16 protein-coding genes are annotated in these 20,607 nt (G+C 58.2%); 4 read left to right on the top strand and 12 right to left on the bottom strand.

Annotated elements, in window-relative coordinates; translation table 11 throughout:
* From tssI to FHW68_RS16715, 12 genes are all read right to left on the bottom strand, one after another.
* On the bottom strand, window positions 1-1,259 hold a 1,259-nt coding region (gene tssI / locus FHW68_RS16660; protein ID WP_183681474.1), incomplete at its 3' end, for a type VI secretion system tip protein TssI/VgrG.
* 356 nt (window positions 1,260-1,615) lie between these two features.
* Window positions 1,616-2,560 (bottom strand): carbohydrate kinase, encoded by a 945-nt coding sequence (locus FHW68_RS16665; protein WP_183681477.1) that lies wholly within the window; start codon window positions 2,558-2,560, stop codon window positions 1,616-1,618.
* Window positions 2,561-2,573: 13 nt separating this feature from the next.
* Entirely contained in the window at window positions 2,574-4,070 is a 1,497-nt protein-coding gene (gene xylB, locus FHW68_RS16670) for a xylulokinase (protein ID WP_183681481.1), read from the bottom strand.
* Between the two features lie 125 nt (window positions 4,071-4,195).
* Window positions 4,196-5,671 (bottom strand): mannitol dehydrogenase family protein, encoded by a 1,476-nt coding sequence (locus FHW68_RS16675; protein WP_183681483.1) that lies wholly within the window; start codon window positions 5,669-5,671, stop codon window positions 4,196-4,198.
* 14 nt (window positions 5,672-5,685) lie between these two features.
* The gene (locus tag FHW68_RS16680) at window positions 5,686-6,789 is read right to left on the bottom strand and encodes an ABC transporter ATP-binding protein (RefSeq protein WP_095632661.1); all 1,104 of its coding nucleotides are present in this window, start codon (window positions 6,787-6,789) and stop codon (window positions 5,686-5,688) included.
* Window positions 6,790-6,867: 78 nt separating this feature from the next.
* The gene (locus FHW68_RS16685; RefSeq protein WP_183681486.1) at window positions 6,868-7,698 is read right to left on the bottom strand and encodes a carbohydrate ABC transporter permease; all 831 of its coding nucleotides are present in this window, start codon (window positions 7,696-7,698) and stop codon (window positions 6,868-6,870) included.
* Between the two features lie 10 nt (window positions 7,699-7,708).
* A complete protein-coding gene (locus tag FHW68_RS16690) occupies window positions 7,709-8,635 on the bottom strand; it encodes a carbohydrate ABC transporter permease (protein WP_095632659.1) in 927 nt (308 codons plus the stop codon).
* Window positions 8,636-8,763: 128 nt separating this feature from the next.
* Window positions 8,764-10,074: a sugar ABC transporter substrate-binding protein gene (locus FHW68_RS16695; RefSeq protein WP_183681489.1), complete on the bottom strand. Its 1,311-nt coding sequence runs from the start codon at window positions 10,072-10,074 to the stop codon at window positions 8,764-8,766.
* A 321-nt stretch (window positions 10,075-10,395) separates the two neighbouring features.
* Window positions 10,396-11,301 carry an AraC family transcriptional regulator gene (locus FHW68_RS16700; RefSeq protein WP_095632657.1) on the bottom strand — a complete coding sequence of 302 codons (906 nt, stop codon included), beginning with the start codon at window positions 11,299-11,301 and terminating at the stop codon, window positions 10,396-10,398.
* Between the two features lie 201 nt (window positions 11,302-11,502).
* The gene (locus tag FHW68_RS16705; RefSeq protein WP_183681493.1) at window positions 11,503-12,375 is read right to left on the bottom strand and encodes a phospholipase; all 873 of its coding nucleotides are present in this window, start codon (window positions 12,373-12,375) and stop codon (window positions 11,503-11,505) included.
* A 170-nt stretch (window positions 12,376-12,545) separates the two neighbouring features.
* Complete coding sequence (locus FHW68_RS16710) at window positions 12,546-13,838, bottom strand: glycosyltransferase (RefSeq protein ID WP_183681496.1); 1,293 nt, start codon at window positions 13,836-13,838, stop codon at window positions 12,546-12,548.
* 56 nt (window positions 13,839-13,894) lie between these two features.
* On the bottom strand, window positions 13,895-14,257 hold the full coding sequence (locus FHW68_RS16715) for a response regulator (protein ID WP_095632666.1): 363 nt from the start codon (window positions 14,255-14,257) through the stop codon (window positions 13,895-13,897).
* A gap of 259 nt (window positions 14,258-14,516) precedes the next feature.
* On the opposite strand from FHW68_RS16715, the gene FHW68_RS16720 reads away from it, so the two are divergent.
* The 4 genes from FHW68_RS16720 to FHW68_RS16735 all read left to right on the top strand — a co-directional run bounded on the left by FHW68_RS16720 (window position 14,517) and on the right by FHW68_RS16735 (window position 20,536).
* A complete protein-coding gene (locus tag FHW68_RS16720) occupies window positions 14,517-18,008 on the top strand; it encodes a response regulator (protein ID WP_183681499.1) in 3,492 nt (1,163 codons plus the stop codon).
* Window positions 18,008-18,823 (top strand): protein-glutamate O-methyltransferase CheR, encoded by an 816-nt coding sequence (locus FHW68_RS16725; protein WP_095632653.1) that lies wholly within the window; start codon window positions 18,008-18,010, stop codon window positions 18,821-18,823. Before FHW68_RS16720 ends, FHW68_RS16725 begins: the two co-directional genes overlap by 1 nt.
* 76 nt (window positions 18,824-18,899) lie before the next feature.
* Window positions 18,900-20,114: a hybrid sensor histidine kinase/response regulator gene (locus FHW68_RS16730; RefSeq protein WP_095632652.1), complete on the top strand. Its 1,215-nt coding sequence runs from the start codon at window positions 18,900-18,902 to the stop codon at window positions 20,112-20,114.
* Between the two features lie 44 nt (window positions 20,115-20,158).
* Window positions 20,159-20,536 carry a response regulator gene (locus tag FHW68_RS16735; protein ID WP_095632651.1) on the top strand — a complete coding sequence of 126 codons (378 nt, stop codon included), beginning with the start codon at window positions 20,159-20,161 and terminating at the stop codon, window positions 20,534-20,536.
* Window positions 20,537-20,607: the final 71 nt, after the last annotated feature.

A 20,607-nucleotide genomic window follows, 5' to 3' on the forward strand; every position in this document is an offset into this window, starting at 1 on the left:
GCCCAGCCGGTGGCGACGCGCAGCCAGCAGCTGCTGGTGTCGTTGCCCTGGCCGTCGCGGTCCCAGTGGAACTGCACTTTGACGCGGCCGTATTCATCGCAATGGATTTCTTCACCCGCCGGGCCGGTGACGATGGCGGTCTGGCTGCCCAGCACCTTGGGTTTCGGGTGTTCCAGGGCGGGGCGGTAATGCGCGTCCCACGGCGTGGCGAGGAAGCGGTTGCGGTAGCCCTGGTGGAAGTCGTCCTTGTTATCGGAGACGTCGCTGGTGATGTTCTCGCCGAGCACTTGCGGCTGCTTGCCTTCGTGGACGATTTCCAGCAGCAGCCAGAGGTCGTTCCACTCGGCGCGCGGGTGTTCGCTGAGGGCCATGAAGTGGCCGCTGACCAGGGTCGGTTCGTCGCCTTTGCCTTCGGCCAATTGGTAGTCGCTGCGATGGCGTTCCAGGGCGCGGGTCGCCAGTTGCTTGCCGCGCGCGCGGTCGGTGAAGCGACCGGGGTAGTCGTAGTCTTCGAGGTCCGGGGCGAATTCGCTTTTGGCCGCGCCTTCGGGCAACAGGCGCGGTTTTTCAAAGTCGTAGTCGCGGCGGCTGACGCGGGTGGTACGGGTTTCCAGGCGCAGGTTGAAGCGCTTGATCACCGGTTTTATGGCGGCCATGCCGGAGTCTTGCTGGTAACTCACCGGCGCAAGTTTGCGGAACACCGTCTGGTCATCGCCGAACACCAGTTTGTGGCCGCTGGCCGAGTGCTGGAAATGGAAGTGAATGCCTTCCTCTTCGCACAGGCGCTGGATGAAGTGCAGATCGGATTCGTCGTACTGCACGCAGTACACGCGCTCGGGGTAGATGGCGCCGAGCTGGAAGCTATAGGCATCGGCCAGAATGCCCCGGGCTTCGAGGACCTGGGCGATGATTTTCGGCACGCTTAACTGCTGGAAAATCTGCTGGTCGTGGTTGTGCCGCAGGTAGGCCAGTTGCGGCACCAGGCTGATGCTGTAACGGGTCAGGCTCTTGCCGGAGTCACCTTGCTCGATGCGATAGACCAGGCCATGAATTTTGCCTTGGCCGGTGGCGCCAAAGGTCAGGCAACCGGGCTTGTGCAGCAGCTCTTCGAGTTTCAAATCGGGGCGGGCGCTGACCAGTTCGATGTCGAAACAGAATGGCTGGTTGAGGGCTTCGCGGCCGACGAAGCTGAGCACCTGCAGGTCGACGGAAACGCCTTCGAGCGTGAGGGAGATATGGATTGCGTTTGCGTCCAGCATGCCTTGAATTCCGTCCTTTGAAAAAGCTGGGGCGGATGGTGCAGGATTAAAGTGCCATGTTCAAGGCGCAAATGGAGGGCAAGCTGTATAGGGGAAACCCTTGTCCAGAGGGTTTCGAGCAATGGATATGGGCTTGTGCCGTTGATTGCGGAGTTACCATTTTTCGCTGTGCAACCGGTAGGCCGCCTTCGCGGGCAAGCCTCGCTCCTACAGGATTTGTGGCGATCCATTGATCATGCCAATACCGGTTTTGTGTCGATCCGTTGATCATGCCGACACCGGATTTGTGTCGATCCATTGAACATGCCAACACCGGAGCTGTAGGAGCGAGGTTGCCCGCGAAGGGGCCATCAGCTTCAGCGCATTTCCAACTGCTGCCGATACGGCAAATCCGGCCCGGTCTTGCTGCAGGTCAACGCCGCTGCACTCCCCGCAAACCTGAGCATCGTGTCGATCTGTTCACGGCTCAACTGCTGCAACCCTTCAACCGAATCCAGCTGCTGCTCGGTCAGCCAGGTAATCAGCGCCGCCTGGAAGGTATCCCCGGCACCCACGGTGTCGGCAATCTTCACCGAACAGGCCGGCACCGACCACGCACTGTGGGCACGGCTGAATACCGTCGCGCCTTCGCCGCCACGGGTCAGGAACACCAACTGACAGCGATATTCCAGCCAGCTTTCGATGACGCGCTGAGGGTCTTGCCCGGGGTACAACAGGCTCAAGTCTTCATCGCTGACCTTGATCAGATCCGCCAGCTCCACCAGCGTGGCAATCCGCGAACGCCACAACTCGATGTTCGGCTCGGGATTCAGGCGCACGTTCGGGTCGAGGCTGATCAGGCGTTTGCCGCTTTCCCGTTGCACCAGTGCCAGCAAGGTATCGGCAATCGGTTGCACCACCAGCGAAAACGAGCCGACGTGCAACCCGCGTACTTCAGGCCCAAGCGTCGGCAGATGCGCCAGGCTCAACTGCCGATCAGCGCAGCCTTCGCCACGAAAGCTGTAGTGGGGCGAGCCATTGGCACCGACCGCGACCATCGCCAAGGTGGTCGGTGCGGCGAAGTCCACGAGGTAGTCCGGGCGCACACCTTCATCGTGCAGCACTTGCTGCAAACGTCGGCCGAGGTAATCGGTCGACAGCCCGGCAAACAGCCCGGCGTCCACGCCAAGTCGGCGCAAACCCACCGCCACATTGAACGGCGAGCCACCGGCAATCGCCTTGAAATTCACTTTGGATGCCAGGCCGCTGGCATCGTCTTCGCTGAAGAAATCGAACAGCGCTTCGCCACATACCAGATACATAGTTTCTCGCTCTTTAAAGGGTTGCGACATGCTGTTGATAGCGTTCGTAGGCCTGCTGAAAGGCCGACACATTTTCTGCAATCGGTAAGGTTTCACTGGCCAGATCGAGCTTTACGCAACGCTCGCACAAGTCCGCCAGACTGTCTTCGTGACCGTTTGCCCAGGATTTGCACCACGCCGCCTGAATCGCTGCGCCGAGGGCCGCGGCTTCGCTTTGTTCGGTGCAAATCACGGGTGTATTCATGATGTCAGCGACGATCTGTCGCCACACCGGGCTCTTCGAGCCGCCCCCGATCAGGCAGATGCGCAGGCTTTGTAAGCCATTCTGGCGCAGAAGGTCCAGCCCGTAACGCAAACCGAACGTGGTGCCTTCCACCACGGCGCGGCACACGTTGGCCCGGGTCAGGTTGGTCATGGTCAACCCCAGCAGGCTGCCGCGGGCATGGGGCAGGGCGGGGACGCGTTCGCCATTGAGGAACGGCAGCATGCACACGCCGTCGGCACCGATCGGCGCTTGCTCGACCAAGCCGTTGAACGCTTCGATATCCAGTTCGAACAGCTCGCGAATCGCACCGGTCGCGTTGGTCAGGTTCATCGTGCAAATCAGCGGCAGCCAGCCGCCGCTGGAGGAGCAGAACGTCGCGACCGAGGCGTCGGGGCTGACGTTCGCTTGCTCGGCATAGGCGTAAACCGTGCCCGAGGAGCCAAGGCTCATGGTGATCGCACCGGGCTGTATATTGCCAGTGCCGATCGCGCCCATCATGTTGTCGCCGCCGCCACTGGAGACCAGCGCATGCGGGTTGATGCCCAAGTGTTCGGCAATACTCGGCAGGATGGTGCCGAGCGGCTGGTGGGCGTCGATCAGCTGCGGAAGCGCCGCTTGCAGGCGCCCCGTAGGGTCAATGTCGCGCAGCAGTTGCAAATCCCACTGGCGGGTGCGCACGTTGAAATAACCCGTGCCTGACGCATCACCGTACTCGCTGCAACTGCGGCCGGTGAGCCAGTAGTTGAGGTAGTCATGGGGCAGCAAAATACGAGCGATTCGGGCGAACACTTCCGGATGCTGTTCTTTGGTCCAAAGCAATTTGGACACGGTGTAGCCCGGCGCGATGACCACGCCGAGGCGTTCCAGGGAGCCTTTTTCGCCGCCCAGATGGGCGAGCAAGCGGTCGTTCTGCGGCGTCGATTCGGTGTCGCACCAGAGCTTGGCCGGGCGCAGCACCTGGCCGCGCTCGTCGAGCAGCACCAGGCCATGCTGCTGGCCGGAAACACCAATGCCGAGGATGGCCTGACCGTCTACATTCGCTGCGAGCAATGCACGGTGGGTAGCCAGGGTAAAGGCTTCCAGCCATTGGGCAGTGTCTTGCTCGCGTCGACCGTTGGCGCCGCTGATCAGGCTATGGGCGGCGGCGCCTTGACCGAGGACCTCGCCGCTGCACGCGTCGAGGACCACGGCTTTGGTGCCTTGGGTGCCGCAGTCGATGCCCAGGAATAGTTGTTGATTTGCCATGGAAGATCCTACCGAAGATCGTTCCCACGCTCTGCGTGGGAATGCCTCAATGGACGCTCTGCGTCCGCTTCTGGATGGGACGCGGAGCGTCCCGGGCTGCATTCCCACGCAGAGCGTGGGAATGATCAGGTGGCAAGCACTCTTTCGAGGGTCCGCGTCACCCCAACCTCCCGCAAACTGTTACAGCACCATTGGAATGCTGTGACAAATTCGGCGGAGTTCGGAATCGCCGTCCCAAAAATTTCCTCCACGTCCAATAACCGCTGCGTGATCAACGCATCATCGGCCACCAGCGCCTGACAGAACGCCGCCCGTGGATCAGGAATGGCGTAGGTCTGGCCAGTCTCATCCACGCCTTTGAGGTACAGCGCCCACGCCGCGACCACCAGCGCCGCACGCTTGGTCTCCCGGCCATCGGCAATCAAGCGGTTGATGGTCGGCACGGTGAATTTCGGAAACTTCGACGAGCCATCCGAACACACCCGCTCCAGCTGATCGGCAATCGCCTGGTTGGAGAAGCGCGCCACCAGGGTGTTTTTGTATTCGGTCAGGTCGATCCCCGGCACCGGCGCCAGTTGCGGCGTCACGTCCAGGTCCATATAGGCGCGCATGTAGCGCACGAACAGGGGGTCGTTCATGGTTTCGTGGACGAAGCGATAACCTTTCAAAAAGCCCAGATAGGTCAGCGCCAGATGGCTGCCGTTGAGCAGTTTGATTTTCATCTCTTCGTACGGCGTAACGTCGTCGGTGAACTGCACCCCGACTTTTTCCCAGGCTGGGCGACCGTTGACGAACTTGTCTTCCAGCACCCATTGCACAAACGGCTCGCAGACTACCGGCCAAGCGTCGTCGATGCTGTGTTTGTCGTGCAGTTGCAGACGATGCCCGGTGCTGGTCATCGGCGTGATGCGGTCGACCATCGCATTAGGGAAACTGACATGGCGCTCGATCCAGTCGCGCAGATCGGCGTCACGCAGGGCGGCGAACGCGAGCAGGGCTTTGCGGGTCACGGCGCCGTTGTGCGGCAGGTTATCGCAAGACATCAGCGTGAACGCAGGCGTGCCGGCCGCACGACGTTTGGCCAGTGCGGCGCAGAGAAAACCGAACACGGTTTGCGGTGCGTTCGGGTGAGCCAGATCATGCTGGATCTGCGGCAGGTGCGCCATGAATTCGCCGTTGCTGTCATCGATGCAATAGCCGCCTTCGGTGATGGTCAGCGAGACGATGCGGATGTCTGGATCGGCGAGTTTGTCGATCAGCGCCTCGACGCTGTCCTGGGCCAGCAGCATGTCCCGGAGGGCGCCAATCACCCGCACTTCAGCGTCGTCGGCGTCACCGAGTTCGTACAGGGTAAACAGATAATCCTGCTCTTTGAGATCGTCCCGGGCGCGACGGTCTTCGGCGCGCAGGCCGACCCCGCAAATGGCCCAGTCCAATGCTTGGCCGGTATTCATCAAGGCATCGGTGTAATACGCCTGATGCGCGCGGTGGAAACCACCGACGCCAATGTGCGCGATGCCTTGGCGGGTATCGCTCAGGGTGTAGGCGGGCAGGGCCACCTCAGGAGCGAGGCGGTTGAGGTTCTGTCTGTTCAATTTCATCGCATGCTCTCGGATCAGGCTGCGGCGCGCAGTGGGCGGGTCAGCGCCACGCCGTCGGCATCGAATAAATGGCAGTGCTCGGCATCCAGGTGCAGGCTCAGGGTCTCGCCATAACGGCTGGCCAGATCGCCGCGAACACGCATGGTCAGCGCTTCGCCGGAAGACGTCAGAACGTGGCAGAAGGTGTCGCTGCCCAGGCGTTCGCTAACGTCCGCCGTCACCTGCAAGCTGCAGTCGCCGGTTTGCGCCAGGTTCAGATGCTCCGGGCGAATCCCTAAGGTCACCGCGCCGCCGACGCTCAGGTGGGCGCCGCTCAGCGGCAACGTGATGCGGGTTCCCGCGTCCAGCAGCACTTCGCAGCGCTGGCTTTCGACGCGGGTGACTTTGCCCTTGAGCAAGCCCATTTTCGGCGTGCCGAGGAAGCCTGCGACAAACAGGTTGGCCGGCTGGTGATACAGGTCCAGTGGCGAACCGACTTGCTCGATCTTGCCGCCATTGAGCACGACGACTTTGTCGGCCATGGTCATCGCTTCGACCTGGTCGTGGGTCACGTAGATCATCGTGGCTTGCAGTTCTTTGTGCAGGCGCAACAGTTCCAGGCGCATCTGTACCCGCAGGGCGGCGTCGAGGTTGGACAGCGGTTCATCGAACAGGAAGATTTTCGGGTTACGCACGATCGCCCGGCCGATGGCCACGCGTTGCCGCTGACCGCCGGACAGTTGCTTGGGCTTGCGCTCCAGCATCGGCCCAAGCTCAAGGATGCGCGCCGCTTCGCCGACTTTTTTCTCGACTTCGGCTTTCGCCACACCGGCCAGGTCCAGGGCGAACGACATGTTTTTGCGCACGCTCATGTGTGGGTACAGGGCGTAAGTCTGGAACACCATCGCCAGGTCGCGTTTGGCCGGGCTGACTTCGGTGATGTCGCGGCCATCGAGCTCGATGGTGCCGCCGCTGACTTCTTCAAGGCCGGCGATCAGTCGCAGCAGGGTGGATTTGCCGCAGCCTGACGGACCGACGAACACCACGAATTCCTTGTCATTCACTTCCAGGTCGATGCCTTTGATGATGGAAAAACCTTCGAAGCCTTTTTGCAGATTTTTGATTTTCAGGTTGGCCATGATGATGGGCCTCCAGGTGTTGTTATTCAGTTGAGCCGTGCGGGCTTTTCCTACAGGGATCGCGTTGAGTCGCGATCTTCATTTCACGGCGCCGAACGACAGGCCGCGGACCAATTGTTTCTGGCTGATCCAGCCGAAGATCAGGATCGGTGCACAGGCCAGGGTCGATACCGCCGACAACTTGGCCCAGAACAGACCTTCGGGGCTTGAGTACGAGGCGATCAACGCGGTCAGTGGCGCGGCTTGGGACGAGGTCAGGTTCAGCGACCAGAACGCCTCGTTCCAGCACAAGATCAATGACAACAAAACCGTGGAAGCCAGGCCGCCCTTGGCGATCGGCAGCAACACCCGGACCATTTCCTGCCACAGGGTTGCGCCGTCCAGGCGTGCGGCTTCGAGGATGTCTTTGGGGATGTCCTTGAAGTAGGTGTAAGTCATCCAGACCACGATCGGCAGGTTGATCAGCGTGTAAATCACGATCAGCGCGAGGCGCGTGTCCAGCAGGCCAAAGCTCTTGGCCAGCAGATAGATCGGCATCAGCACGCCCACCGGCGGCAGCATCTTGGTCGAGAGCATCCACAGCAGCGTGCCTTTGGTGCGCTGGGTTTCATAGAACGCCATGGAGTAGGCCGCCGGCACCGCGATCAGCAGGCACAGGGCCGTGGCGCTGAAGGAAATCACCACCGAGTTCCAGGCGAAGCTGAAGTAATCGCTGCGCTCGTTGATGTGCAGGTAGTTCTCCAGCGTCGGCATGAAGATGAACTGCGGCGGGGTGGCGAACGCATCGATTTCGGTTTTGAAACTGGTCAGCACCATCCAGAAGATCGGGAAGAAGATCACGATCGCAATGGCCCAGGCCAGGGTGCCGAGCAGCAGGCTTTGCAGGCGGCGGGATTGTTGAAGGGTCATGGCGCAGGCCTCAGGCTTTGTCTGTCAGGTTTTTGCCGATCATCCGCACCAGCACGATGGCCGCGATGTTGGCAATCAACACCGCGATCAAACCACCGGCGGACGCCATGCCGACGTCGAACTGCACCAGCGCCTGGTTGTAGATCAGGTAGGCAAGGTTGGTCGAGGCGTAGCCGGGGCCACCATTGGTGGTGGTGAAGATTTCGGCGAACACCGAGAGCAGGAAGATGGTTTCGATCATCACCACCACCGCAATCGGCCGGGCCAGGTGTGGCAGGGTCAGGTGCCAGAAAATCGCGACTGGCCCAGCACCGTCCAGGCGCGCGGCTTCTTTCTGTTCCTGGTCGAGGGACTGCATGGCGGTCATCAGGATCAGGATCGCGAAGGGCAACCATTGCCAGGAGACAATGATGATGATCGACAGCAGCGGGTAATGCGCGAGCCAGTCCACCGGTTGCGCGCCGAACAGTTTCCAGATGCAGGCGAGAATCCCCGAGACCGGGTGAAAGATCAGGTTCTTCCAGATCAGCGCACCGACGGTGGGCATGATGAAGAACGGCGAGATCAACATCACACGCACGATGCCGCGACCGAGAAACTCACTGGCCTCCAGCAAGGCGCTGATCAACACGCCGAACACCACGCTGATCAGCAACACACTGCCCACCAGCAGCAGGGTGTTGGTGGCGCCGGGCAGGAAGCCCGAGTCACTCAGAAAGTAGCTGAAGTTTTCCAGCCCCACGAACTGGTTTTCACCGGGGTAGAGCAGGTTGTAGCGGATCATTGAAAAGTAAACGGTCATGCCCAGCGGCACGATCATCCACAGCAGCAACAACGCCACCGAGGGGCTGACCAGAAACCAGCCGGGGTTGGTCAACCGGCTTTTACGCACCGGTTGGGCAATGTCCATGTGAGCTTTGACAGTGGAAATATTCATGGCGATAGAACCGATTAAGTGCGAAAGCAGGCATAGCGCAAAACCAGTTGGAGCGAGGCTTGCCTGCGAAGGCGATTTGTCTGACACACCGCTTTCGCGGGCAAGCCTCGCTCCTACAGGGGCCGGGATTACTTGGGATAACCGGCGCGCTTCATCTCACGTTCGGTGGTTGACTGGGCGGCGGTCAAAGCCTGGTCGACCGTGGTCTGGCCAATCAGCGCTGCCGAGAACAGCTTGCCGACCTGGGTGCCCACGGCCTGGAACTCAGGAATGGTCACCAGCTGGATGCCGATGTAGGGCACGGGCTTGATGGACGGTTTGCTCGGGTCCGCGGCCTTCAGCGATTCCAGGGTCACCTTGGCGAACGGCGCGGCGTTCATATAAGCCTCGGTGTAAGTCGAAGTGCGAGTGCCTGGGGGCACGTTGGCGATACCGTCTTTTTCTGCGACCAGCGCGCCATATTCCTTGGACGTGGCCCAGGTGCTGAATGTTTTCGCCGCCTCTTTGGCTTTGGAACTGGTCGGAATGGCCAGCGCCCAGGAATACAACCAGGCCGACCCTTTATCGGTGGTTTCATGCGGTGCGTAGGTGAAGCCGACGTGTTCGCTGACCTTGCTTTGGTTCTTGTCGGTGACGAACGAGCCGGCGACGCTGGCATCGACCCAGATTGCACACTTGCCGCTGTTGAACAGCGCCAGGTTCTCGTTGAAACCGTTGCTCGACGCACCGGGAGGGCCGGACTCCTTCATGGTCTCGACATAGAAATTCAGCGCGTTTTTCCATTCAGGCCCGGGAAATTCCGGCTGCCATTTTTCATCGAACCAGCGTGCGCCGTAAGCATTGGCGACGGTGGTGATCAGCGCCATGTTCTCGCCCCAGCCCGCCTTGCCGCGCAGGCAGATACCGTACTGTTCTTTGTCTTTGTTGGTGAGTTTGCCGGCAAATTCGCTGATCTGGGTCCAGCTCGGGCGCTCGGGCATGGTCAGCCCGGCGTTCTTGAACAGGTCGGTGCGGTAATAGGTGATGGAGCTTTCCGCGTAGAACGGCAGGGCATAGAGCGTGCCCTTCACCGAAAGGCCTTCACGGACTGACGGGAACACGTCGTCCAGGGCATAACTGGCCGGCAAGTCCTTCATCGGTTCCAGCCACCCCTTGGCGCCCCAGAGTGCGGCTTCGTACATGCCGATGGTCAACACATCGAACTGCCCGCCCTGGGTGGCGATGTCGGTGGTCAGGCGTTGGCGCAGGACGTTTTCTTCGAGCACCACCCAATTGAGCTTGATGTCCGGATGCTCGGCCTCGAAGGTTTTCGAGAGTTTTTGCATGCGGATCATGTCGCTGTTGTTGACGGTGGCGATGGTCAGGGTCTGGGCGCCGAGGCTGACGCTACTGAGGGTCATGCAGGTGAGGGCAAGCAGAGCTTTTACAGAAGGTTGCATCGTGCACTCCTTTTCTGCACCCGGCGGGTTACAGAAGGACAGTTATTGTTTTTGTGTCTTCCTGGGCAGGAAGAATGTGCGCTGATTACAGCCTTCAATCGATGGGCTGACAAATCATCCATCGCACTGTGACCGATACTTTTTTGCACTGGGGTTTGGGGTGTGAGGCGTAAGGAACGGTTATCCAGCAATTAGCTGCTATCGAATCCGTATAGGTTTTTGATCTGTAATAGGGGGGACTGTAGGAGCCAGGCTTGCCCGCGAAGGCGTTTTGTCTGACACACCGCCTTCGCTGGCAAGCCTCGCTCCTACGAAAAGCGCTTAGCCCAGGTTTTGCTCGGTCAAACGCTGCACCGCCAACCGCCGGTAGTGCGAAGGCGTCATGCCCTTGAGCTGTTGAAAGCGCCGGTTGAAGTTGGAAATATTGTTGAAGCCCGATTCAAAACACACATCGGTCACGGTTTTATCGCCATCGGCCAGCAGCTCGCAGGATTTGCTGATGCGCAGGCGATTGACGAATTCGATAAAGCAGCGCCCGGTGGCCTGTTTGAACACGCGGCTGAAATAGGTTGGTTTGAGCCCCAGGTGCTCGGCGACTTCATCCAGCGGCAGTTCCCGGGCGTAATGGGCAAAGATGTAATCCACCGCCCGGTTGGTGCGGTCGATATTGTGTTCATCGGCCAATTGCGGCGTCGTCGCACCGGACAGCAACTGATAATCATCGGACGCGGCCAGCAACTCCAACAGGATAAAAAAATGCCCAAGCCGGGTCATGCCTCTGGTATCAGCGATGCGCTGCATCAAGGTCATGGCCTGGCGGATTGTGCGCTTGCAGCGAAACTCGATGCCGTACTGCGCGCGCTCCAGCAAAGGGGCGAGCATCTTGAGCTCGGCAAACACCTGATGGCCACTTTCGAACAGTTCGTCAGTGAAATTGACCAGCATGTCGCGCTTGGGCACCACTTCATCTTCAGCCACTTGGCTGATCCAGTTGTGGGGCAGGTTGGGGCCCGTCAGAAACAGTGTTTCCGGGTAAAAGTTGCCGATGTAGTCACCGATGAACACCTTCCCGGAGCTGGCGACGATCAGGTGCAGTTCATATTCCTTGTGGAAGTGCCAGCGCACCAACGGGCAAGGGAAGCCGTGCTGACGATAGATGATGGACAACCCGTTATGGTCGTCCATCAATTCGTAGGAAGGGTCGGTAACTCTGGCTGGTCGGCTCATCTCAGGGCACTTTTATTGTTATCGCCGGTTGATCATGCCTCTTTCCAGGCTGATTGTGCCAGCCCACGACACTGACCGTTCACGCCGGCTCATGCAATGGGGAACGATCTCGCACTCATCGAAAGCAAGCTGTCATGAAGACGAGTTCAGAACCAGCACAGGAATAATCGTTTTAGCTAAAGGAGGTGCGTCGGTGTGGAACTATTTGATTTGTTTGTTCGCTTTTATCAAGCTCGCGGCTCGACAATAAGAAACTATTTTTGACTCTTCAATGAAATCGACATTGATAATGTTGCATTGGGTAGCCCAATCGCGTTTGGCGAGATCGAACCACCAAGTGAGATGTCCTTTGATGTCGACAGGGCCGCCAGTAATGCTGTAACAGGTTGCGGAAAGAGACCATGGTGCCCATGTGCCGGGAGGGTTTTTCAAAACTTCAATGATGTGTTTTTCCAGTTCAGCGGCATTCGTGTCGGCGATGCCACTCCATTTATGCTCGATTTTTTTGCAAAACCGGGTTCGATCAAGCTCCCGGTCCCCTTCGGCAGCGACCAGGACTCTTTGCACGTTGCTGAGTTTCTTGAGTTGACCGAGGCTAAGGTGCAGGTTGTTGGAAGGAATCATTCTTTCGCCCAGAAACCTGAGCATCATTTCGTTGAAAAAATGATAGTCAAAGGGTTGCTGGCTACCCTTCAGTTCGTGGAAGTCCAAAATGATAAATTCGTCTGGGTTTTCCTGAAGAAAACGGTTCACATCTGTCACAAGGTGCCCCAACGTACGGGTGGAGCGGTATCCGTTGTGCTGAAAACGGAATTTGCCCAGCCCCGGTTCGTCGAAGACAAAATCCAATCGAACATCCAGAGCCCGCGAACCATTGTTCAGTTGGGCATAAAACGAATCGTGCTGGCATGCCAGCCAGTGAGCGCCGGGAATTATTGGGTAGGACGCTTTCCAGTCGCAGCCCGCATTGTGAGTGCCTGGCAGCGTTAACTGGCAGAGCGATAACGTGTCGATGGCCGGTGTCGCGGTCATCCAGTTGTTGAGGGCGTAATTATCTGAAGCGTTATTGTTCATTAATGCATCCTTGCATCGATTAAATAGGAGAAGCCATACCTCTGAGTATCGAAATACTTGAGAGGTGGCTTTCCGTATTTATAGCGGTGAACGAGTCGATGGCCAATCGCTCGATTGATGCTAACTGTGTGGTTTATACATCCGCTCGTTGGAGAAGGTTGAAAACCTGGTTATGGATTTCGATTCTTTGCCTCGATCCACTGCGCCATGTACTGGGTACTTTTATGTTGATGATGACGCAACATGCCGCCGGTAAAGTTATTTCTTCTAAGTTGTGTCAGGTGTTGCTGGCAATGCAGCAACTTTTCGATCAGCGCCGGGCCATGTACCGCTGGCTGATAGCGATCCACTAATAGTTGCTGTCCATGGGATTGGGCGCTCGTCCACAGGTCTTTGTCTTTATACAGACGAACCGCACGATCGGCGAACTCACGCGCGGTTCGGGTCACGGCACCCGGCCACGGCTGTTCGCGGTGCATCGCTTCCGCGCCAATCGGGGTGGTGACATTGGGCGTGCCACACAGCATGGCGTCGACAATCTTGCCTTTTATACCCGCACCAAAGCGTAACGGCGCCAGGCATATCCGCGCCGCGGACATGACTTGCAATGCATCTTCTGCCCAGTTCATCACATGAAACCCTTGGGCCGCATTGTGCAGGGCGGTGGCTTTGGGCGGCGTGTACGCGCCGTAGATGTGCAGTTGCGCCTCTGGCAGCTGTGCACGGATCAGCGGCCAGATCGTGGTTTTCATCCAGAGCACGGCGTCCCAGTTCGGCGCGTGACGGAAGTTGCCGATACTGAGGAAATGCGCCCGGTCTTCAAAGGCTGGCGATGCGGTGGTCAGCGGTTCGACCATCAACGGACACCAGTGCAGCAATGATTGAGGTAACCCGAACTGCTCGACCAGTAATTCAATCTCCACTTCGGAGATCATCAGGTTCAAGTCGCAGCGATACAGCGCGGCGATTTCCCGTTTTGCCAGATCGGTATCGGCCATGAGCTCGAACTCTTCGCGCAATGCCGGGGCGAACAATTCACTGAAATCATTGGCATCATCACTGGCCTTCAAGCGTTCCTTGAGGCGCTGATGCCGGGCATGTCGCAGGCTTTGCAGGTCAGAGGTTTCCAGCACGCGCAAGGCGTCGGGGCAGTGTTTCTCTACTCGCCAGCCGAACTGTTCTTCCATCATGAACTGGTCGAATAACACGATATCCGGTGCCAGTTCGCTGACAAAGGTGTCGAAACTGCTGTTATTCAACTCGATCGGCACTTCGCGGATGCCCAACGCGGTCAGGTCCGCACGGTGTTCACCGGTGCCGGCCGGGCTGCTGAAGGTGACGTCCCAGCCTTGCTGCAGGAACATATCGAGAATTTGCATCACATGCCCACTGGCCGCAGAAGAGCGGGGCTCGGGCCAGACGTAACCAATCACCAGGACTTTGGTTGCGCGGGGCTGACTCATTGACGGGTATTCCTTGAAGCGGGTAGGGAATGGAAAGAATCGGGACGCGAGAAAAGTCAGTCCTTGAGGATGTCCTGGACCTTGCCCCGCAATTGATCAATGGAAAATGGCTTGCCAATGGTATGCATGCCGTCAGGCACCTCGATGCTTTCGGCATAGCCAGTGGCGAACAGAATGGGTAATTCCGGACGCAGCATGCGCGCTTGCCTGGCCAATTCCCGACCGTCCATGACCGGCAACCCCACATCTGTCATTAGCAATTCAATGTCCTGGTCTTCGTCATTTAGAAACTCCAGGGCCTGTTCGCTACCATCTGCCTCGAGTACTTCGAATTCGAGCTCCTCCAGCACATCGACGATCAGTGCGCGCACAATGTCATCGTCTTCGACGACTAGAATGGTGGAGGTGTCAGCGGACATAGTGGGGCTCTCAACATTGAATTTCGCGGTTGCCGGACAATCGAAATCGCCGGACTCCAGCATGGGTCAGTGACGAATCACGACAGGTTCCCGACGCGTTACAAAGACAATAGCCGCACCAGAGCCGCAGAGAATAACCGCTCCTTTGTCCCAGAGCAGCTAAATGCAGGTTTTTACCGCAAAACGTGTCAGAAAAATGGATCGCCCCGGCCGTTTTGGGGCAGACTCGATGCCTTTCAACAGCACGACAAGGCTTCCCATGACCTCTGCGTCTTCGGTTGATGAGCAACGATTCCGTAAACTCCTGAGCCGCAACGTCAGCCTGCCACTGGGTATGGGCGTCATCAGTGCGGTTTTCTTCGTTTCGCTGATCACCTACCTGCTGTCGGTGATCCAGTGGGTCCAGCACACCGACCGGGTGATCAATAATGCCAATGAAGCGATAAAGCTGACCGTCGATCTGGAAACCGGCATGCGCGGGTTTCTGCTCAGTGGCGATGAACATTTCCTCGATCCCTACGAGACGGCCAAGCCGAGAATCGCCGTCGCGCTCAGTACCTTGCTCGAATTGACTGCCGACAATCCGCTCCAGACTGATCGTCTGCACCGGCTCCAGGCCTTGCAGACCGAATGGGCCACTTACGCGCAAGCGATGATCGATTTGCAGCGCGCCAACGGTGACTACCGTGGCGTCGTCAAGGCCGGGCGTGGCAAGCGCCTGACCGACGAGATCCGCAAGCAATTCGAAGACGTTATCGACCTGGAGCAGCAGTTGCGTGCTACGCGCAACGAGGAAGTGCGCCGCACTACGATCTGGAGCATCGCCCTTTATCTGCTGTTGGTGGCCGCTATCAGCGGGTTGTTGGCCTACATTGGCCGTCGGGACCTGCTCAAACTGTCGCAAAGTTACAGCGCCAACCTCGCCAGACAACAGGCCAGCGCCCTGCGTCTGGAACAGCAAGCCTGGTTGCGCAATGGCCAGACTGAACTGGCCGAGCAAGTCTTGGGCCAGCTATCGCTCAATGTGTTGGGGCGCAACATTTTGCAGTTCTGCGCGCAATACTTGGGCACGGCTGTCGCGGCGATCTATGTCCGTGAGGATCACGGCGGCCTCAAGCGCATCGCGTCTTACGGTTTTTCCCGGGAACAGGAAGCGCTTGAACAGCAGATCTACAGTGGCGAAGGCATTGTCGGCCAGGTGGCGCAACAAGGGCGTTTGATTCGCCTGGATGATGTCCCGGGCGGCTACTTCAAAGTCAGTTCCGGCCTGGGCGAAGGTTTGCCGCATAGCGTATTAGTAGTGCCCACCAGCGACGACGATCGGGTCAACGGTGTGATCGAACTGGGTTTCCTGCGCACGCTGACGGATCGTGATGTTGAACTGCTTGAGTTGATCGCCGGCAACATCGGCACCTCGATCGAGGCCGCTCGCTATCGTCAACGCTTGCAGGAAGTGCTCGCCGAAGCCCAGCAACTCAACGAAGAGCTGCAGGTTCAGCAAGAAGAGCTCAAGAGCGCCAACGAAGAGCTGGAAGAGCAGTCGCGGATCCTCAAGGAGTCCCAGACTCATCTGCAAGCCCAGCAGGTGGAGCTGGAGCAAACCAACGAACAACTCGCCGAGCAGGGGCAGATCCTGGCCGCGCAACGCGATGCCATGGACCAGAAGAACACCGAGCTGAATCTGGCGCAGATTGAGCTCCAAGCGCGCGCCAAAGAGTTGCAGCGCTCGAGCAAATACAAATCCGAATTCCTCGCCAACATGTCCCATGAACTGCGCACGCCGCTGAACAGTTCGTTGATTCTGGCCAGGTTGTTGGCGGAAAACCCGCAAGAAAACCTCAGTGCCGAACAGGTCAAATTCGCCGAGTCGATTTATTCCGCCGGCAACGATTTGCTGAACCTGATCAACGACATTCTCGACATTTCCAAGGTCGAGGCCGGCAAGCTTGAGGTGCGAGCGGAAAACACCCATGTCGCGCGTCTGGTGGAAGGCTTGCGTGGCATGTTCCAGCCGTTGGCTGCGCAAAAGAACCTGGATTTCCAGGTGCAATTGCTGGCCGATGCGCCGCTTGTGTTGTTCACCGATCGCCAGCGCCTGGAGCAGGTGATCAAGAACCTGTTGTCCAACGCCGTGAAGTTCACCGAGAAGGGCACTGTCAGCCTGAGCGTCGCTGCCCAGCCGGGCGAGGGCATTGCCTTTATCATCCGCGATTCGGGCATCGGTATCGCGCCGGATCAGCAGGAAAGCATTTTCGAAGCCTTCCGTCAGGCCGATGGCACCATCAACCGCCGTTACGGTGGCACCGGCCTGGGTTTGTCGATTTCTCGTGATCTGGCCACGTTGTTGGGCGGCTCCATCAGCGTGACCAGTACGCCTGGGCAAGGCAGCGTGTTCACCCTGATGTTGCCGCAGCATTACGTCGAACCGGACGAGGTGCCTGTCGAGGCAATGAGCGCCACGCCAGTGGCCGTGCCGAAAAACGCCGTGGTTGCTGCGCCTGGGCCCCTGATTGCCGACGTCGACATTCCGCGTTTCGACGATGATCGCAACAAGGCGCCATTCGCGACTCGTTGCATTCTGGTCGTGGAGGATGAGCCAGACTTCGCGCACATTCTCTACGATCTGGCCCATGAACTGGGTTATCAGTGCCTGGTGGCCCACGGCGCCGACGAAGGCTACGACCTGGCCATGCAGTTCCTCCCTGATGCGATTCTGCTGGACATGCGCCTGCCGGATCATTCCGGGCTGACGGTTTTGCAGCGCCTTAAAGAGCATGCCGAAACCCGGCACATTCCGGTGCACGTGATTTCGGTCGAAGACCGGGTCGAGGCGGCCATGCATCTGGGCGCCATCGGTTATGCGGTCAAGCCCACCACACGCGAGGAGCTCAAGGAGGTATTTGCCCGTCTCGAAGACAAATTGACGCAAAAGGTCAAACGGGTCTTGCTGGTTGAAGACGACGACGTGCAACGCGACAGCATCGCCCGGCTGATCGGCGATGAGGAGATTGAAATCACCGCTGTCGGCCTGGCGCAGGATGCGCTGGATTTGCTGCGCACCACGATTTTCGACTGCATGATCATCGACCTGAAGCTGCCGGACATGCTCGGCAACGACTTGCTCAAACGCATGTCCATCGAAGATATCTGCTCGTTCCCGCCAGTGATCGTCTATACCGGACGTAACCTGACCCGGGACGAAGAGGCGGAGCTGCGCAAATACTCTCGCTCGATCATCATCAAGGGCGCTCGCTCGCCCGAGCGGTTGCTGGACGAAGTGACACTTTTTCTGCACAAGATCGAATCCCGCTTGTCCCAGGAGCGCCAGACGATGCTCAAGATCGCCCGCAGCCGCGACAAGGTTTTCGAGGGCCGTAAAGTGCTGTTGGTGGACGACGATGTACGCAACATCTTCGCCCTTACCAGCGCCTTGGAGCAAAAGGGCGCCGTCGTGGTCATTGGCCGCACCGGCCGTGAGGCGATCGAGAAATTGAATGAAGTCGAGGACATTGACCTGGTGCTGATGGACGTGATGATGCCGGAAATGGATGGTTTCGAAGCCACCCTCGAGATCCGCAAGGACCCGCGCTGGCGCAAACTGCCAATCATTGCGGTGACGGCCAAGGCGATGAAAGACGATCAGGAGCGCTGCTTGCAGGCCGGTTCCAACGACTACCTGGCCAAACCCATTGACCTGGATCGCCTGTTTTCGCTGATTCGTGTGTGGCTACCGAAGATGGAACGCATCTAGTGGAGTGCGGCAATGACATCGAATTGCGCTTGTTGATCGAGGCGATCTACCTCAAGTACAGCTACGATTTTCGCGATTATTCCAGCGCTTCGATCAAACGCCGGGTCAATCACGCCTTGAGTCAGTTGGAGTGCAAAACCATCTCGGCGCTGCAAGAGAAGGTTTTGCATAATCCGAGTGCGTTCATGCAGCTGCTGCAATGCCTGACGATTCCGGTCAGTGAAATGTTCCGCGACCCTTCGCATTTTCTGGCGTTACGTCAGGAAGTGGTTCCACTGCTCAAGACTTACCCGTCGATCAAGGTCTGGATCGCCGGTTGCAGCACTGGCGAAGAGGTCTATTCGATGGCGATTCTGCTGCGTGAAGAAGGCCTGCTGGATCGCACCATTCTCTATGCCACCGACATCAACCCATACTCGCTGGATAAAGCGCGGCAGGGGATTTTCTCCTTGGAGAACGTCCGGGCCTACACTCACAACTACCAGCAGGCGGGTGGTCAGCGCTCGTTCGCCGATTACTACACGGCGGCCTATGGTTATGCGATTTTCGACAAGAGTCTGTGCGACAACGTGACCTTCGCCGACCACAGCCTGGCCACCGACAGTGTGTTCTCGGAGACTCAATTGATTTCATGCCGTAATGTATTGATTTATTTCAATAAAAAACTTCAGGATCGTGCGTTTGGCTTGTTTCACGAATCGCTGTGTCATCGGGGGATTCTGGCTCTGGGCAGTAAGGAAACCCTGGAATTCTCGGCCTATGGCAAACAATTTGAAGCATTGGTCAAACCAGAACGGATTTATCGCAAATCATGAATAGGGCAGTGCTGGATACTCATCGGCTGGATCTTCGCGGCATTAGCCATCTGTTTGTCGAGCTGGAACGAGTCGCATGTTAAGAAATGTCCAGGCCAAATTATTGATCGTCGACGACCTGCCGGAAAACCTTCTGGCGCTCGATGCATTGATCAGGCGCGAAGACCGTATCGTCTACAAAGCCCTGTGCGCCGACGAAGCCTTGTCGCTGTTGCTGCAGCATGAATTCGCCTTGGCCATTCTTGATGTGCAGATGCCCGGCATGAACGGCTTCGAGCTGGCCGAGTTGATGCGCGGCACGGAAAAAACCAAAAACATCCCGATTGTGTTCGTCAGTGCCGCCGGCCGCGAGCTTAACTACGCGTTCAAGGGTTATGAAAGCGGTGCGGTGGATTTCTTGCACAAGCCGCTGGATGTTCATGCGGTCAAGAGCAAGGTCAATGTCTTTGTCGACCTGTATCGCCAGAGCAAAGCGATGGAGCATCAGGTCCAGGCGCTGGAGCAAAGTCGACGGGAGCAGGAGGCGCTGCTCAAACAGTTGCAGAACACCCAGAATGAGCTGGAGCAGGCGGTGCGCATGCGAGATGACTTCATGTCCATCGTGGCCCACGAAGTCCGTACGCCACTCAATGGCCTGATTCTCGAAACCCAGTTACGTAAAATGCACCTGGCCCGGGATAACGCCGCGGCATTCACGATGGACAAAATGCACGCCATGGTCGACCGCGACGAGCGGCAGATCAAAAGCCTGATCCGCCTGATCGAAGACATGCTCGATGTGTCGCGGATTCGCACCGGCAAGCTGTCGATTCGCCCCAGCCGGTTTGACCTTGTGCAACTGGTAAACAATCTTCTGCAAAACTTTGCCCCGCAGGTCGAGGCCGCGCAATCGTCGGTCATCTTGACGGCCGAGCAGCCGGTGATGGGGCACTGGGACGAATTCCGTATCGAACAAGTGGTTTCCAACTTGTTGACCAATGCGCTGCGTTATGGCGCCAACAGCCTGATCGACGTACGCGTGTACAATCAGGACGGGCTAGCGTGGATTGAGGTTCAGGACCGCGGTATCGGGATCAGTGAAGAGGATCAGCCGCGCATTTTTCAACAATTCGAACGCGTTTGCGCCAAGACCGTTGTAGCGGGACTGGGCCTGGGGCTGTTTATTTCGGAGCAGATTGTCGCCGCCCACGGTGGCTCCATCACCGTCGAGAGCCGGATTGGCGAAGGCGCCTTGTTTCGCGTTTGTCTGCCGCTGCAGGAAAACAGCCCGATAAACGCAACCTCTGAGTGACCGCAAGGTCGTATCAGCAGCTATTGACTGAACAAAGGCTTTCCATGAGTGAAGATGCACAAGATGTGGTACTGATCGTCGAGGATGACCCTTCGATCTTGATGGTGCTGTCTACTTACTTGTCGAGTGAGGGTTACCGGGTGCTGCAAGCCGAGAACGGCGAACAGGCCTTTGAAATTCTGGCGAGCAAACCGCATCTGGACATGATGATCACCGACTTCCGCTTACCGGGGGGAATCACTGGCGTGCAGATCGCCGAACCCGCCGTCAAGCTGCGACCGGAGCTCAAGGTCATCTTCATCAGCGGCTACCCGCAGGAAATTCGCGAGACCGACAGCCCGATCACCCGCAAAGCACCGATCCTGGGCAAGCCCTTCGATCTGGATGTGTTGCAAAAGATCATGCAGGACATGCTGTGCTGAAGACGGCTGGCCCCCCGTAGGAGCTGCCGCAGGCTGCGATCTTTTGATCTTTTTGCGCCTGCGCGACGGCC

It is taken from the genome of Pseudomonas sp. Tn43, from assembly GCF_014192635.1.
Lineage (GTDB): Bacteria > Pseudomonadota > Gammaproteobacteria > Pseudomonadales > Pseudomonadaceae > Aquipseudomonas.